We start from the raw sequence: 16,166 nt of genomic DNA, 5'->3' as shown, positions 1-16,166 counted from the left end.
TGGATCGCCACGGTCTTGCACCGGTCACGGACTTCGGGCGTCATCAGCCGGCCGAGCGCCCCGGCCAGGTCACCCACGCTTCGTTGGCGCGGTCCCAGCGAGGCGCCCACTCCTAACTTGGCGATGCGGGCCGCGTTGTCCGGCTGGTCCCAGGCCATTGGCAGGACGAGTTGCGGGCAGCCTGCCTCCAACGCCGACGCGGTCGTTCCGATGCCGCCGTGGTGGACCACCGCCGCGCACAGCGGCAGGATGCTTCGGAACGGAGCGAACTTGCAATGGAAGATCGTCGCGGGCAGGGAGGGAGGAATCACCTCGGGATACTTTGACAGGAAGACCCCCCGCACTCCCAACGCCTGACACGCGCCGGCGGCCGCCCGAAAGAACCCGGCCGCGTGTGTCATTCCTGTGCCAAGCGTGAAGGCGATCGGCGGCGGTCCCGCTTCGCAGAACCTCCGCACATCCTCGGGCAATTCCATCTTTGCTCCGTCGAACCGGCCGAATCCGGCGAGACGCATCTGGGGCGGCCAGTCCGGTTGCGGGGGGGCATACCACGAGGGAAACAGGCCGATCACCAAGTCCGGGGACATCCACCAGCGAAACACCCGCCGAATCGGGCGCAGGCCGAGCCGTGAGCGGACTCGATTGATAAATGGGCCGATGGTCATGTAACCGGCGGCGTCCACCCCGAGCCAGTAGAATTTGCGGAGCGAATGCGGGAGCCACGGCGGGATGGTGAGGCCCCCTGATAATTCGGGCGGGGCCGTGCTGCTCTGCACGAGGCCGGGCTGGAGGAGGAGAGTGGCCATCGGGCAACCCAGTTTCTCCTGAACCAAACGGCCGGCAAACACACCGGGATTGGAAACGATGACGGCCCCCGGTTCTCGGGCCAGGGCGGCGAGCGTCTCATACTGCCGGGAGATCATGACGCCGCCCCACCGGGCCATCGTCGGGCCGCTGCGATGCGAATGCCAGAGGTCCGGGTTGGCCAGCATTCGCCTCACTTCGTCGTTTGTCACGAGAGGCTGAAACTCGATGTCGATGGCGAGCGCCCGGCTCCGGTATGGCTCCGGGGCGGCCAGCGTGACCCGGTGGCCGCGGGAACGGAGCAAGGCCGCCAGCCCAAGGTGCGGAAAGATATCTCCGTCGGTGCCCACCGTCGCCAGAATCACGTGCATGTTTAACGGCTCTCTCCGGGGTGAAGCGCCCCTTGAACCCCGCCGACTCGGGAAATGATACGGCTTGAATGTGACACGACAGGAAACGAAATGAGATATGCTTTCTTCACCGGGAATGCGAAAGAACCGATGTCGAAAAGCATCTTCGACAGATGAGGGGCCATCTGTTTTCGGCTCGTTTTTTGCGGGAAAATCAGCTCACATTCCACTGTTCCGCCGCGTTACAAAAGGCCGGGTCTTCTTCGAGGCGCCGAATGAAGTTTTGTTCACAATTCCTTCTTCTGCTGCTGGCATCGTCTCCGCTGGCCGCCCAGGCGCCCGAAGCGGGGCCGGTTCCCCGTCAAGTGGACCAATATGGCGACACCCTCCCGGAGGGGGCGGTCCGGCGGTTCGGGTCGCTGCGATTGCGGCATCCGCAATTGTGGGATTTTGTCGTCCTCGACGACGGGACGACGGCGGTGACCGGCGGAGATGACGGAACCATTCGACGATGGGATTTGAACACGGGAAAGCAGACCAGTCTGGTTTCAATAGCAAAGGAAGGGCAGTATCGCCCGACACTGTCTGCGGACGGGAAAGTGGCGGCGATCCTGTCGGGCCTCTACGACCGGACATTGGAAATCATCGACACGGGCAGCGGTCATATGTCCGCGATATTTCCCATCCGAAAGACAGATGTTTCAGATATCAATTGCCTGGTGATCTCCGCCGACGGACGGAGGGTCGCCATCGGCGGCTCGTCAAACCGATTCATTTTGATCGATGTGAAAACCAATCGCATGACGCTATTTATGCTGGCCTCTGGCCGACAGGAAATGGAATGGCCTCCCCCAAAATTGGTGATGACTTTCAGCCCGGATGGCCGCCGGCTGGCCGTCGGCGGGGGAGACACCGGCCGGGTTGTCGCGATGGCGACCGACACCGGTGAAGAGCTGTTTGCCCGCGAGGCTCGGGCTGTGTCGGTCGCCTTCCTGCCGACAACGGACAAACTGGCCTTTGTCGAACGCCTTGAGGACAACCGTCATGAAACGGGTTATGTGCTGAGAGTGTTCGACATCGCTTCCGGGAAAATGAAGTATTCCTCAACGGTGTCGAGGAATGCCTTGTACGCATTCCTCACGGCCTCGCCGGACGGTCGGCGACTGGCTCTTTCGGAAGAAAAAGAAACGGTCGTCTTCGATGCCCGCACCGGCCGGGTGATCCGGCAAATGCAAGGCGGCGCCGATTGGCATGGCAACGGCACCGTGTGCCGGTTCACGCCGGACGGCGCCCGGCTGATTCTCAAAACCGGCCCCCGGCTCTTTGTCCGGGATGTCGCCACCGGCAAGGCCGTTGGCAACGAGGACGCGGAAACGGAGTTCGCGGAAGCGGCCGTGTCCCCGGACGGGCGGTGGCTGGCCGTTCAGAATATCAGGGATGGCGCGTTGGAACTGTGGGATTCACGATCCGCCCGTCTGGCCCGCACCTTGACCGAACCTTGCGACCGGCTTGAAGACATCGTCTTTTCGGGCGACAGCCGCGCGGTCATTGCTGTTACTCTCCATAAGGAAATCCGGAAGTGGGACACAAAGACCGGACGGCGCATCCCCATGCCGGCCGACGCCTTAGAGGGCGCTCGTGGTGTCTTGCGTCTCACTCCGGACGGCCGATCACTCGTGTCTTTCGGCAACGACGAAAAAAATGACCGACTGACAAGATTTGAAATGTTCGACACAACGACCGGCCGCCTGAAAGACCGGGCGACGATTGATGGCATTGGTGGTGATGAAAAATTCATGTTTGACAGCATCTTGCCGGACAACGAGTCGGCGGTCTTTTTCAATCGCAATGACAAGGAGTGTCGCATCACCGGCCTTCGGACCGGGAAAGAACGTCTGCGATTATTTGGCGAGGTGTTTGACGGTTCCAAAGATGGCCGATGGCTCGTGTTTTCACCGGACGAACTATCGGAGCATGGAAAGCGCCATTTTGACATTCTGGAAGCCACGTCCGGCAGTGTCATGTCCGCCTATGTTGCCTCGGATTACTTGGACGCGGAGTGTCATGCGAGCGTTCATATTCGCGGGCGGATGGGTGTTATTTTGGAAGGCAACCGGATGCGGGCGGTTGATCTGGCCACCAATCAGGAACTCAAAACGTGGACATTGCCCAAATCGAGTTACGGGGCGCCGAACCACGGGCTTGGACGCCGGATATTCAACGGCTTTCTCGGCCGGGACATGGCGATGACCTCGTTCGATGATGGCACGGCCCTCACTTGGGATCTGTCCGCGTGCCGGTTTCCGCAATTAAGCGACACGCACGCCGAGGCCGACTTGGCCAAGTGGTGGGATGATTTGGCCGGGGAAGGACCGGCGGCCTATGCCGCGATTTGGAAACTGGCCGAGTCGCCGGAGGACACCCTGATTCCCTTCTTGCGCCAACGCCTGCGGCCAATCGCCCCGCCATCGGCGACGGAGTGGAAAGGGTTGATGGCCGCGCTGGATCATCAGGAATTTCGCGTCCGGGCGGCCGCCTTGCGACGGTTGGAGCAATATGGCATCGGAGCACTGAGCTTGTTAACCGCCGAACGGCGAAAGGTTTGTTCCGCTGAAAAACGAGAACGCTTGGAGCAACTGACCGCCCGACTGACCGGCCCTGTTCCGAACAATCAAACGCTGCGGTTTCTGCGGGCATTGGCCGCGCTGGAAGAAACAAACACCCGCGAGGCCCGCCGACTGGTTGAAACACTCGGCGCCGGCATGCCCGCCGCCCCGGAAACAAAAGCCGCCATCGCCACGCTGGCCCGGATGCGAATACCGGCTCGTATCAACGGCGACACGGCTTCGATGACAAAACCGGCAAGCCGAACTAACGCCCGCATGAATGCGAAACCACTGCGGGCGATGAGCAATCAGCGGTCTTCGTTCCGAATGCCCGGACATTGATTGCAGACGGGACACAGTCCCGCCCGCCAAGATTTCACCCGGCCGGTTCGTTCACTTCGTCCGCCATTTGGTCTTTCGGCGGCGTTTCCAAGATCGGCGGTCAGAACGGCCCGACGAGTGGGAATCGTCGCTTTCTTGGGCGCGGGCCAGCGAATGATGGCCGATTTTGCGCGGGACGTCTGTTTGTCCGAAGGATGTTTCCCCAAACGACCGTTCCAGATGATGTTCTTTCATCGCTTGCTTGCCATGCAATTGGTGTTTTGCCGAAAGACAACCACCGGCGCGAGGAGGTTCGGGGTTTTACTCCGCGCAAACGAGTCTTGGCTCCCCCAGCGGGGTGGTCAGCACCTGGCGAATTTTGCGGAGCAGGCCGTCGGGGGTGAACGGTTTTTGAACGAAGTGAACCATGTCCTCCCGGATGCCCTGCCGCAACACCTCGTCCGAGGTATAGCCGGACATGAACAGCACTCTCAGATCCGGCTGGATGTCCCGGAGTTTGTCGGCCAGTTCGCGGCCCCCCATGCCGGGCATCACCACGTCCGAGAGGAGCATGTCAACCTGGCCGGGCACGCGGCTGTGCAAATCAATGGCGTCGGCCGGGCATGGCGCCGCGAACACCCGGTAGCCTTTGCCCTCCAGAATCCGCGTGGCCAGCGAGCGGACCATGTCCTCGTCCTCGACCAGCAGAATGGTTTCTCGCGCCCGAATGTCCGGCCGCCGGGAAAAGCCGGTGGGCTTGGCCGGGGAACGGTCCGCGCAGGTGGGCAGCAGGATGCGGAAGGTTGTTCCCGATCCCACGACGCTGTCGGCCTCGATGGTTCCGCCCGCCCGTTCCACGATGCTGTGAACGGTCGCGAGGCCGATGCCCGTCGCCTGTCCGACGGGCTTGGTCGTGAAAAACGGCTCGAAGATCCGGAGCTTGGTTTCCGCGTCCATGCCGACGCCGGTGTCCTCGACCTCCAGCAATTGGAACTGTCCCTCGTTCCGCGTTCGCACCGTCAGCCGGCCGCCGAGCGGCATGGCGTCGCGGGCGTTCACGGCCAGATTCATCAGAAGCTGGATCATATGGCCGTGGTCGGCTTTGATGCGGCCCGCGTCCGGGTCGAGATCGGTCACCAAGTCGATGTGTTCGCCGATCAGCCGTCGAAGCATCTTCTCCACGTCCCGGACGATGGCGTTGACTTCCAAGGGGGTGGGATTGGTGATTTCCCGGCGGGCAAACCCCAGCAGTTGCCGCGTCAGCCCGGCGGCCTGCTCGCCGGCCGAGCGAATTTCGGCCGCCAGTTCGTGCATGCTGTCATCCGGCCGGATTTCCCGCAGCAGAAGCTCGGAACAGCCATTGATGACCGTGAGCAGGTTGTTGAAATCGTGGGCGACGCCGCCGGCCAGCCGGCCGACAGCCTCCATCTTCTGCGATTGCCGGGCTTGGTCCTCCCACAGGCGGCGGCTCGTCTCTTCCGCCACGCGGGCGGTCACGTCCTGGGCCAGCGACATCATCGAGACCAGCCGGCCAGTGTCGTCCAACAAGGTGGAGTTGTACCATTCCACATGGATCACCCGGCGGTCCTTGGTCACGTTTCGGTTGGAACTGTGCGAATTCCGCCGGGTTCCGTCCCGCAGGGCGCAACTCAGTTCGTCCACCTCGGCCGTGTCGTCGGAATACACCAGTTCCAGTTCGTGAAATGTTTTGCCGGTCGCCTCGGCGGCCGTCCAGCCAAAGATGGTCTCGGCCGTGCGGGACCACCGGATGACATGGAACTGCTCGTCCCATTCAATGAAGGCCAGCGGCGAATTCTCAAGCTGTTGCGATTGAAGAAAATAAAGCCTCCGAAGCTCGTCGTCGGCTTTTTTCCGGTCGGTCACATCACGGGCGATGCAGTGGATCACCAGTTGGTTGTCCGGTCGGATGGTCGGGCGCGAGCTGACTTCCCAAATGTGGGACGATCCGCAGGGGATGCGAACCAGCATCTCGAAACGAGCGGGCTGGAGTTTCAATTGCCCGAAGTCAGCCACCGGAGAGGCCGGGGCGTACAGCACGTCAAAGCGGTCGCCGATCAATTGATCGCGTTGATAGCCGGTGACTTGTTCACCGGCCTTGTTGAACGAGAGGATCTTGCCGTCTTCGTCTAGGGTGAAGATCACATCGCTGGCCGATTCGACCAATTCCGTCAGTTGGGTTTCAAGTTTGGCGCGTTCTTGCAGCTCGGCCTTGAGAGAGGCGTTTCGCCGGAGGAGCTGCCGCCGCAGAAACACGACGACCATCAGGGTGACCGACAACAACGCCATGACGACGAGGTCTTCCGGGTCGCGCCGATCGGCCCAAGAGGCCTCCGGGGCGACATCCGAGGCCCGGAGCGGCGGATGAGCCAGCAACAGCCACAGCGCGGCCATCCATGCCGGCCGGGTGAGACAAAACGAATACGTGCGGGTTGATGGCATGCCCAGGCGATTCCATTAAACCGGTGGGAGGGAACCGTTGTGTGGACGGATAATGCCGAAATGTAATGCCCGAATCACCATGAAAGACACCCGAAACTCAGAGGGTCAGGCTGATTTGAGAATGGATTATCGCGCCGGTCTGATTTTTGTCCTCTTGGCGAATGATCGCCGTCAACTGTCGGCGGGTATTTTGATGGGATGGAAATTTTGCGAGCAAAATATAAAGACAATCGTCAACCGATGGCGCCTTCGTCCAAGCCGGTCATACCGAATCGCATTGACCAATGCGCAATCAAACAACAGCATTTTCAAGTGATTTCAAGAGCCCCACTGCGTCAGCGGTGGGGGTCGCATCTTGTGTGTGACAGCCACCCCCACCGCTGACGCAGTGGGGCTCTTGAAATCACTTGAAAATGCTGGTTGAATTTGCATTAAGCCAGCCATTCACGGAGCCATCATCGGAGGCCAATCAAGATGCGCAAAATTGAGGATGTGATCGCCGAACTGGCCGCCCGGCAGCGGCGGGCCACTTATGGGGCCGTGGCCGAAGTCGTCGGTCGGCCGGTTCGGAGGTTGATGGCCGGGCAGGGGAACTCTTACGATTGTTCGTGGGTGGTGGCCCGGCGAACGGTCGCCAAGACGGGGTCCGTCCGGGGACGGCCCACGGGCTTCAGGGATTTGGACATTGACCCCGCCTGTCTGGAACAGATCCGGCGGGGAGACGAGTTTATTGAAACAGCCGAAGACCTTGAACGGGAATTGAGATCGCCCCGATGAACCGGCCGCTCAGCTTTTCGCGGCGGCATCCTTGGCGGCGTCCTTGACGGCGGCATCTTTCTTGGCGCCGGGAAGATCCTCCTCGTCGGCCACCTTGCGGTAGCCCAGGGAGATCAACACTTCCAACACTTCGCTCCATGTCGGGAAGGGACGGCGGTTTTCCCGCTTGTAGCGTTCCATCGCCTTCATGAAGAGGGTTTCGTCGTCCGAGTAATCGCGTTCGCAGGTCGTCGGATCAATGAGACGGCGGCGTTCGCTGGTGCGGCGCTTCTCGGCCGCGTTCTGACGACGGCGGTCCACGGCCACGGGGATGTTCCGCTTCCGGCGTTCATTGGCGGCGGCGGCGGCCGACACCTTGGCTTCGTCGGCGGTTTCTTCGGGGGTGGTTTCGTCAGTCGTCATCAGATCGCCTGTCACAAGGGATGTCGAGGCTCGGCCATCGGCACAAAAACGAACCTGATTTCTTTGTCCCCGGAGCCACAAGCGCGACCGGAAAAACAGATTCGTTGCGTAGACTCGTTTCAAGGGTAACCGCGCAAGCGGCATAGTCAAGCAACGGACGAATGAGAGTGGTGAAAAATTTACATGCGACGCCTGAGTTTTCCGACTGTCAAGGCCGAATGCAACGTCTGAAGTGATTATACCACACAAAATGGATAAAAATGGCGAAAGCCCAAAATCGGAGTCAAGAAGCGAACGTCACTTGGATTTGGCCGGTTCCTTGGGTTTTTCTTTCTCTTTCTCCGGTCCGGGGCATGGCTTGCCCGTCACCGCGATGAACAATTGTTCCTTGTCCTTGGTGAAGTGCTGGGTGGCCATTGAGAAATAGCGTTCGCACACGCAGTTGTAGGTGATCTGGCCGATTTTTGGCGGCTTGAGCGTGATGGTGATCTTCCCCTCGTCAATCTTTGAGAGATTGGCGGTCACCTCGACGGTTTCGTTCTCAACCAGCGGGAAGGTTTTGGTGACGCCGAGGGTCAGTTTGTCCGTGGTGGTATAAGCGAACTTAAACCCGGTCAGGCTCGGGTTTTTCTTCTGCACTTCCTCGGCAAAAGCCGTCAGGCGCTTGTCCACTTCTTTGTGTTTGTCGCTGGCCAGAATGGCGATCACCGTTACCTTCACGGTTTCGTCGGCCCGCAAAGCGGCCGGGCTGGCGGTCGCGAAGGCTGCCCAACAGAGGCCAAATCGCAGGAAGAGGCGGCGATTCATGGGAGAGCATTTCAGGGAGGGGCCGGGGACCATAACAACGGGGCATCTTGCTTCATCGGGTCCGTCGGCACATCCGGGAAGCGCCCCTCCGCGTCGCTTCCCACGCCGATGAATTCCAATTCGTGGCTCTTCGCCAGCACCAAATCTTCATTCCAAGGATGATCGCCGACAACCAACAAGGAGGCCGCCGCCTCCGGAAGACTTAGGATTTCGATGTCGTCGGAGTTCGCCAACACAATCATCTCATCGTCCGCGTCGTCCACGGGCAACACAAACGCCAGCGGATGATGCCGGTCGCGCGTGCCGGCCAGCAGTGTCAGCAGCAAACCGGCGGCCACGGTGAAGCCCGCCAGAAACGGCTTGATGTTCCAAGGCCGTCGCGGAGCCGACGCCAGTTCTCCCCGGATACCGGCGAGGCAGGCGTTCCATTGATCGGGCTTGGGCATCGGGATGTCGAACAGTTCCTCCCGAACCTCCTCATTGAGCGGGGTCAGGGCGGCTTGGTCGTCGGCCATGCTCAATGCCTCCGGGTTGGTCGCCAGCCAGCGAGCCACCCGTTCGGCCAGTTCCGGGGGAAGTTCGCCATCGACATACGCGGCGAGCAGTTCCGGTGAAAGATCGTCTTCCGCAGGCCCGTTCATGAGGGTACTCGGTCCGCCAACAAGGTTTTGAGCTTTTGCCGGGCGTAAAACAACCGGCTCATCACCGTCCCCAGCGAAATTTCCAGCGCCTCGGCCACCTCGCGGTAGCTCAATCCCCCGTCCATGTGAAGAACAAACGTCCGGCGTTGTTGCTCGGGCAACTGGCCCAAGGCTTCGTCCAGGCGTTCGCGGAGTTCCGTTCCTTCCAGCAAAACCTGCGGCTCATGCCCCGGCGGTTCCGGGGCGACTTGTCCGCAGGCCGCCACTTTCAATTGGTCCCGGCGCCGCCGCGCCCGGCCGAAGTCGAGGGCGGCGTTGCTGACCACGCGCATCAGCCACGTCTTGAACGAGGACCGATGCTCAAACCGGCCCAGATGAAGCATCGCCTTCACAAAGCCATCCTGAACCGCGTCGAGCGCGTCCTCCGGATGGCTCAGAAGCCGATAGGCGACACGATAGGCTGATTCCCGATAACGCAGGAACAGCACATTCAATGCAGCGTCGTCTCCGTTCTGGTGGCGGGCCAGAAGAACGTCGTCGCTGTCGCTGGTCGTCGAACCCGTGACGGAAGGCATGATGTCGCCTACACTCCATGAAAGCAGACGGTTCGGCCGCAAACTTATTCGCGCATTCTACCCGAAGCCGACGGCTGAATGCGAGTCCGAACTTAAAAAAATGATCACGCTTTATCGTTGGAATTCCTCCGCAAACGCCGGGCAGTGGACAAACAGCCCGGACCTCCCGGACCGCTGCGGCATCCCGGAGGGCGAAATCTGGTGGATCGACCTTGAATCCCCCACGCCCGAGGAAGACGCCCGGATTCTCGAACACGTTCTGGCTCTTCACCCGCTGACGGTGGAGGACATCACCAAACCCCGGCGGGAACCGGGCGACGGGCTGCATTTTCCCAAAGTGGAGGAATTTGCCGACTATCTGTTTGTGATCGTCAACCCCCTCGGCGAACCGCAGGCCCCGGACGAACCGCTCTCGGAAATCACGGCCGGGGGAACGCAACTGAGCGCCGTCCTTAACCGGCATTTGCTGGTCACGCATCATTACCGGCCGCTGGCTTCCGTCAAACGGGTCCGCGAGTTTCTGGACCGGCACGCCCAGCAGGCCCAGCGAGGCCCGGACTATCTGTTCCACCTGATCCTCGACGGCATGGTGGACGACTATGCCCCGGAAATCGACCGATTGGTTGAGCGACTCGATGAGATTGAAACAGAATTGTTCGATCAACCCTCGGCTCATGTGCTGTCGGAACTGATCCGGTTGAAACGCCGATTAGTGATGTTCCGCAAGACGCTGATTCTCGAACGCGAAGTGCTGGCCCGACTGATTCGCGGTGAATTTGAACTCGTGGACGACCGGGAAATGGCCTATTACCGGAACGTCTACGATCACTTGGTTCGCTACGCGGAACTGACGGAAGGCGCCCGCGAAATGGTGAGCGACCTGATGCAAACGCATCTCGCCGCCGTCTCCAACAAGCTCAACGGCATCATGAAGGCGATGGCGATGGTATCCACGGTGATCCTGCCGATGTCGCTCGTCAGCGGCATCTACGGGATGAACTTCAAGCACATGCCGGAACTGGAATGGGAATGGGGCTACCCAATGGCCCTCGGCATGATGGCCGCGCTGGCCGTGGGATTCGTCGGCCTGTTTTACTGGAAGAAGTGGTTGTGAAGAAAGGCTTTGAGCCAGAGGGTTTGGCAAATCTCTGTGGCATGGCCGATTGATCGGTTTTCGCCCCAAGGGGGCGCTCGAAAATAGCCAGGGGCGGCCGCCGCCCCTGGACAACGATGGCCAAAGAAATCCGCCCCAAGGGGGCGGCACAACCAGACAAGTATTGCCCCCTTGGGGCAGAAACCTATTCAACGGCGGGTCTCCAGGGGCGGCGACCGCCCCTGGCTATTTTCGAGCGCCCCCTTGGGGCGAAAACCGATCAATCGGTCATGCCAGAAACATTTGCCACATCCTCATGGCTTCCCCAAGATTCCGCGTTACACCGTCGCCCCTTCCGACGATAATACCCCGTCATGACTGAAGACCAACAACGAGCGGAATTCGCGGATCTCCTGCGGGCCAACCAAGGGCGGCTCTATGGGTTCATTCATGCCCTTGTGCGCAACCTGGATGACGCGGACGATCTGTTTCAGCAATCAGCCGTGATTCTGTGGAACAAATTCGCCGGTTACGACCGAAACCGCAGTTTCTTTTCATGGGCCTGCGGCGTGGCCCGGTTTGAAATCGCCAATTTCCTGCGGGCGCGGGGTCGAAAGAAATTATATCTCTCGGACGACCTCAACCTGTTGCTCATCGAGGCGGCTGACGAGATGCCCGGCGACGAGATGGAAGACCGCCGGGAGGCCCTTGGCGGCTGCGTTGAAAAACTCCGCGAGAGCGACCGGCAACTGGTTCACGAGTGTTACCGCAACGAGGAAGACGTGAACCAAGTGGCCGAACGCTTGGGCCGGTCGTCCCACAGCGTTTACAACTCGCTGCGGCGAATCCGGCAAAGCCTGTTTGAGTGCATCGAACGAACCCTCGCCACCCAAGCCCGCCCGAGGCTCGGCACATGAATCCCGCCCGCGAACTCATCGACGAATACATCGAGGGGACCATCACCCCCGAGCGTCTGGCCACGCTGGAGGGGATGCTCGCCGCCGACGCGGAACTTCGCCGGTATTTCGTGCGTTACTGCGGCTTGAACACCGATTTGCACCTGCATGTGAAATCGGCCAGCGCCGCCGAGCGGGCGTTGAGTGCGATTCTGCCGAAGAAACCGGAACCCGTCCGAAGATGGCCCAAGCTGGCCGCCGTGGCCGGGGGATTTCTGGCGATCTTGCTTCTCGGCGGCTGGCTCCTGCGGCCAAGACCGGTTCCCCCTTCGCCGATTATCCCGGTGAGCGAGGACATTGCCTGGCTGGTCAACGCCCAAAATTGCGAGTGGGACGACCGGCAGCCGATCAAGGAAGGGCTGAAACCCGGCACGACTTTGGCGATGAACCGGGGTCTTGCGGAGATTCGTTTCAAAAGCGGGGCGACGGTGATTCTCTCCGGTCCCTGCCGGTTGGAACTGACCAACGGCAATGCCGCGAAACTGTTGCAAGGAAAGATCGCAGCCCGCGTGCCCGAATCGGCCATCGGCTTTGAATTGCTCACCCCGCAAGGGAAAGTGATCGACCTCGGCACGGAGTTCGGCGTCTCCGTCGGCGAGTCCGGCGCGGCCGATGTTTTCGTCTTCGAGGGGCAGGTGGATGCCTATTCCCCGGCCGGGCAAAAGTTGAATCTCACCAAGAAACAAGGGGCGACGCTCGCCGGGGGCGATCCCGTGCGGCGGGACAACGCCAACGGGGATTACACCCGGAAGATTGTGCCGAATCCGGTGGTTCGGCCGAACCGCTGGCGTTGGGAATTCGCCGAGGGAAAACCCGGCACGCTGCTTGACCGCAACGGCCACGGCATCGGTCTCACCGACCGATTGCCGGGCACCGGGCAAAGTTACCCCGGCCGCGATCCGAACTTGTGCATCGTCCCCGGCTCCGGCTTGGAACTGACGACAACGAACAGCGACATCAACGGTCAGGCCGGAATGCCCCGAGGGGAATACTTCGGCATCCCGCTGAGCAAGTTCGGCTTCACGGGAACCGAAGACTTCGAGATTGTCGTGGAGATTCCCAACATCCCGACGCTGAAGCGGGTCGGCCAGTTTGGCCTCTACGCGGGCAACAAGAGCAACCGCAACATTCGCGGCGGCCTGATCGCCCAAAACAACGGGGAGTATCGGCAGTTTCTGGTGAACAACAGCAAATGGATGGACCACGATTCCGGCTATCTCGGCCTCTCCTCCACCGGGGATGATTTGCGGATGATTCTCAAGCGGAATGCTGGAAAGTACACCCTGACCGTGGATAATCAAACCAGCGGCCTTGCCACCACGCTCGCCATCAAACACCCGGACTTTCTGGACGCCGAAAAAGACTTGCATGTGGGCATCTTCGGAGCCAACACACAAAGCAACGAACCAAAAACCCTGCTGATCCGCTCGGTGACTGTCACTGTGTGGACCGTAGGGAAATGAATTGAGAGAAGAGAAGAGAAACGTAAAGGCACTAACCACAAAGACGCGAAGATCACACAAAGTTTCACAAAGATAAGAAAACAAAAATGCAAGCAAAGGAAAGCAATAAGAACACCGAGCAAAACCAAGAACATTTGAATTGATTTACTTTGCGGACTTTTGTCTTCTCTTTGCTTATTTTCATTCTTGTTTTGTCCTTTGTGAAACTTTGTGTGATCTTCGCGTCTTTGTGGTTAGTGTCTTTATTTTTCCTTTGTTTTGCCTTTGTGGTTAGTGCCTTTCGTTTTGAATTTGCTCCCCCAACCGGGTTGTTGAGATATGCGTTGGATACTTTGCACTCTCCCGCTTTTCGGTTTTGCCGGTGTTCTGTCGGCCGAGTCGAAGCCTGAGTTTACACCGGAAGCATTAGCCTTCTATGAGAAGGATGTGCTGCCGATCTTGAAGGCCAACTGTTACAAGTGCCACGCGGATGGCAAGCTCAAGGGGAATTTCTCCCTGCTCACGCGGGCGGCGATCCTCAAGGGGGGCGACCTCGGCCCGGCGATTGATCCGAAGAAAATCGACGACAGCATTCTGTTAAAGGCCATCAACCACAAAGACATGCTGGAGATGCCGCCATCCGGGAAGCTCCCGGCCGCGCAACTGGACATCCTCACCAAATGGGTGAAAGCCGACCTGCCCATGAAGGACGGCCAAGGGGCCTCGGCCCATGCGGAGCCAAAAGCCGGAACGGTGACGGCCGAGAGCAAGAATTATTGGGCCTACAAGCCCGTCGCCCGGCCGGCGGTTCCATCTGTGAAAAACGGGGCTTGGGTGGCCAATCCGATTGACGCCTTCATCTTGTCAAAGCTCGAATTGAAGAACCTGACGCCATCAAAACCCGCAGACAAACTGGCTCTCGTTCGCAGGCTGTATTACGACCTCATCGGCCTGCCGCCGACGCCGGAGCAGGTTGATTCGTTTGTCAACGATCAATCGCCGGATGCTTACGAAAAGCTGGTCGATCAATTGCTGGCCTCGCCGCACTACGGCGAGAAGTGGGGCCGGCACTGGCTCGATGTCGTCCGCTATGGCGAAACCAACGGCTACGAACGGGACGGCCCGAAGCCGTATGTCTGGCGGTTCCGCGATTACGTCATCAAGAGTTTCAACGCGGACAAACCTTATGACCAGTTCATCCGCGAGCAACTCGCCGGGGACGAGATCAACCCGAACGATCCCGATTGCGTGGTCGCCACCGGCTATTACCGCCTCGGCCTCTGGGACGACGAACCGGCCGACCGCGAGCAGGCCCAGTACGACGAATTCGACGATTACGTCGCCACAACCGCCCAGACCTTCCTCGGCATGACGATGAACTGCGCTCGGTGCCACGATCACAAGATCGACCCGATTCCGCAAGCCGACTATTATCGATTGCTGGCCTTCTTCCGCGATGTCCGGCAATACGGCGGAGACCGGAACACCCGGTCCTCCTCCAACCTGACGGACATCACCTCCCCGGCCATCCGGGCCACCTACGAGAAGGAACTGGCGGAGCGCAAAGCCAAGATCGAAAAGCTCAAAGCCGAGATGGAGCGAATCGAGAACGAGGCCATCAAGAAAATGCCCGCCGCCGATCAACGGGCCTCCGAGGGCGCCGAGCGGCCGCTGATCATTCGCAAGGTTCCCAAGTATCTCTCCGAAACCAACGGCCCCCTTTATGCCCTGACGAAAAGCGAACGCCAAAAGCTCGAAAAACTGCCGTTACCGCACCAAGAGTTGGCCCTCTCGGTAAACAACTGCATCGTCAACCCGCCGCAAACGACCATCATGGTTCGCGGCCTGCCGCATGTGAAGGGCGCCCCGGTGACGCCGAACTTCCCGGAGATCATCAGCACGAACCCGGCCAAAATTCCGGCGCCGAAGGGAAAGACCGCCGGCCGCCGGATTGTGCTGGCTGACTGGATCGCCTCGAAGGACAACCCTTCGACGGCCCGCGTGATGGCCAACCGCATCTGGCAGGGACACTTCGGCCGGGGGATCGTCTCCACGCCGAACGACTTCGGCAAGTTCGGTACCCCGCCGACACACCCAGAATTGCTCGACTGGCTCGCCAGCGAATTCACCGCCGGGGACTGGAAGATCAAGAAACTGCACAAGACCATTTTGATGTCGAACACCTACCGCCAGACGGCTGTTGCCTCCGAAGATGGGTTGAAGGCCGACCCCGCAAACTTCCTGCTCGGCCGGTTCTCGATGCGCCGCCTCGCCGCCGAGGAAGTGCGGGATTCCGTGCTGGCCCTCAGCGGCCAACTGAATCTGAAAGCAGGCGGGGAAAGCGTCTACCCGAAGATCCCCAAGGAAATCCTCGCCGGCCAGTCAGTCCCCGGTCAAGGATGGCCGACCTCGCCCAAGGAAGAGGGCAATCGGCGTAGCGTGTATGTCCACATCAAGCGTTCGCTGCAAGTGCCGGTGCTGGCCCAATACGACCAAGCCGACGCGGACAGTTCTTGCCCCGTCCGTTACACGACAACCGTGCCGACGCAGGCCCTCGGCATGATTAACGGCGAATTCACCAACGAAGCCGCCACCGAACTGGCCAACCGGCTGAAAAAGGAAGCGCCAAACCTCGAAGACCAACTTCGCCGAGCCGTTCGACTGGCCACCGGCCGAACGCCCACGGAAGCCGAGCTGAAGGCTGATCTGACCTTCGTGAAGAAACTTCAGACCGAGGCGAAGCTTTCCGCAGAGGATGCCTTGCGGCAATACTGTTTGATGACGTTGAATTTGAATGAGTTTGTTTACGTGGATTGAGGGGGCGGCCTCACCCCCCGGCCCCCTCTCCTAAAAGAGAGGGGGAACCAGACAAGTGAAAGAAGACTGAAAGCTATTGATTGTGATATCTGCCCTCTTGCTCCCCCTCTCTTTT

The 16,166-nt window shown here is 60.0% G+C and carries 13 protein-coding genes; 7 read left to right on the top strand and 6 right to left on the bottom strand.

The features are described 5' to 3' along the window. Positions 1–1,175: glycosyltransferase (locus BGIM_RS54580; RefSeq protein ID WP_193789061.1), on the bottom strand; the 1,175-nt coding region annotated here is incomplete at its 3' end. A gap of 254 nt (positions 1,176–1,429) precedes the next feature. Between BGIM_RS54580 and BGIM_RS0137880 the strand changes: the two genes are divergently transcribed. Further along, on the top strand, positions 1,430–4,102 hold the full coding sequence (locus BGIM_RS0137880; protein WP_020474825.1) for a WD40 repeat domain-containing protein: 2,673 nt from the start codon (positions 1,430–1,432) through the stop codon (positions 4,100–4,102). A 300-nt stretch (positions 4,103–4,402) separates the two neighbouring features. Here the strand turns inward: BGIM_RS0137880 and BGIM_RS58960 are convergent, their stop codons facing one another. After that, positions 4,403–6,541 carry a PAS domain-containing hybrid sensor histidine kinase/response regulator gene (locus BGIM_RS58960; protein ID WP_052640177.1) on the bottom strand — a complete coding sequence of 713 codons (2,139 nt, stop codon included), beginning with the start codon at positions 6,539–6,541 and terminating at the stop codon, positions 4,403–4,405. Between the two features lie 79 nt (positions 6,542–6,620). Here BGIM_RS58960 and BGIM_RS0137865 point away from each other — a divergent pair, with 79 nt between their 5' ends. Together BGIM_RS0137865 and BGIM_RS0137860 are read left to right on the top strand one after the other, a co-directional pair. Continuing rightward, complete coding sequence (locus BGIM_RS0137865) at positions 6,621–6,857, top strand: hypothetical protein (RefSeq protein WP_157369733.1); 237 nt, start codon at positions 6,621–6,623, stop codon at positions 6,855–6,857. Positions 6,858–7,015: 158 nt separating this feature from the next. Then, entirely contained in the window at positions 7,016–7,318 is a 303-nt protein-coding gene (locus tag BGIM_RS0137860; RefSeq protein WP_020474822.1) for a hypothetical protein, read from the top strand. Positions 7,319–7,327: 9 nt separating this feature from the next. Here the strand turns inward: BGIM_RS0137860 and BGIM_RS0137855 are convergent, their stop codons facing one another. The 4 genes from BGIM_RS0137855 to BGIM_RS0137840 form a co-directional block, all read right to left on the bottom strand. Next, positions 7,328–7,720 carry a hypothetical protein gene (locus BGIM_RS0137855; RefSeq protein ID WP_020474821.1) on the bottom strand — a complete coding sequence of 131 codons (393 nt, stop codon included), beginning with the start codon at positions 7,718–7,720 and terminating at the stop codon, positions 7,328–7,330. Between the two features lie 297 nt (positions 7,721–8,017). After that, positions 8,018–8,527, bottom strand: coding sequence for a hypothetical protein (locus tag BGIM_RS0137850; protein ID WP_020474820.1), 510 nt, complete (start codon positions 8,525–8,527; stop codon positions 8,018–8,020). A gap of 11 nt (positions 8,528–8,538) precedes the next feature. After that, positions 8,539–9,168: an anti-sigma factor family protein gene (locus tag BGIM_RS0137845; protein ID WP_020474819.1), complete on the bottom strand. Its 630-nt coding sequence runs from the start codon at positions 9,166–9,168 to the stop codon at positions 8,539–8,541. After that, positions 9,165–9,743, bottom strand: coding sequence for an RNA polymerase sigma factor (locus BGIM_RS0137840; protein WP_020474818.1), 579 nt, complete (start codon positions 9,741–9,743; stop codon positions 9,165–9,167). Before BGIM_RS0137840 ends, BGIM_RS0137845 begins: the two co-directional genes overlap by 4 nt. Positions 9,744–9,843: 100 nt before the next feature. On the opposite strand from BGIM_RS0137840, the gene corA reads away from it, so the two are divergent. The 4 genes from corA to BGIM_RS0137820 all read left to right on the top strand — a co-directional run bounded on the left by corA (position 9,844) and on the right by BGIM_RS0137820 (position 16,051). Then, a complete protein-coding gene (gene corA / locus BGIM_RS0137835; protein WP_040891530.1) occupies positions 9,844–10,857 on the top strand; it encodes a magnesium/cobalt transporter CorA in 1,014 nt (337 codons plus the stop codon). 353 nt (positions 10,858–11,210) lie between these two features. Next, positions 11,211–11,753 carry a sigma-70 family RNA polymerase sigma factor gene (locus BGIM_RS0137830; RefSeq protein WP_020474816.1) on the top strand — a complete coding sequence of 181 codons (543 nt, stop codon included), beginning with the start codon at positions 11,211–11,213 and terminating at the stop codon, positions 11,751–11,753. After that, complete coding sequence (locus BGIM_RS0137825; protein ID WP_020474815.1) at positions 11,750–13,255, top strand: FecR domain-containing protein; 1,506 nt, start codon at positions 11,750–11,752, stop codon at positions 13,253–13,255. Before BGIM_RS0137830 ends, BGIM_RS0137825 begins: the two co-directional genes overlap by 4 nt. Positions 13,256–13,573: 318 nt before the next feature. Further along, a complete protein-coding gene (locus tag BGIM_RS0137820; RefSeq protein ID WP_020474814.1) occupies positions 13,574–16,051 on the top strand; it encodes a PSD1 and planctomycete cytochrome C domain-containing protein in 2,478 nt (825 codons plus the stop codon). Positions 16,052–16,166 lie beyond the last annotated feature (115 nt).

It is taken from the genome of Zavarzinella formosa DSM 19928, from assembly GCF_000255705.1.
Lineage (GTDB): Bacteria > Planctomycetota > Planctomycetia > Gemmatales > Gemmataceae > Zavarzinella > Zavarzinella formosa.
The sequence above is the reverse complement of the archived record's forward strand: the minus strand, read 5'-3'. Positions and strand labels throughout refer to the sequence as shown.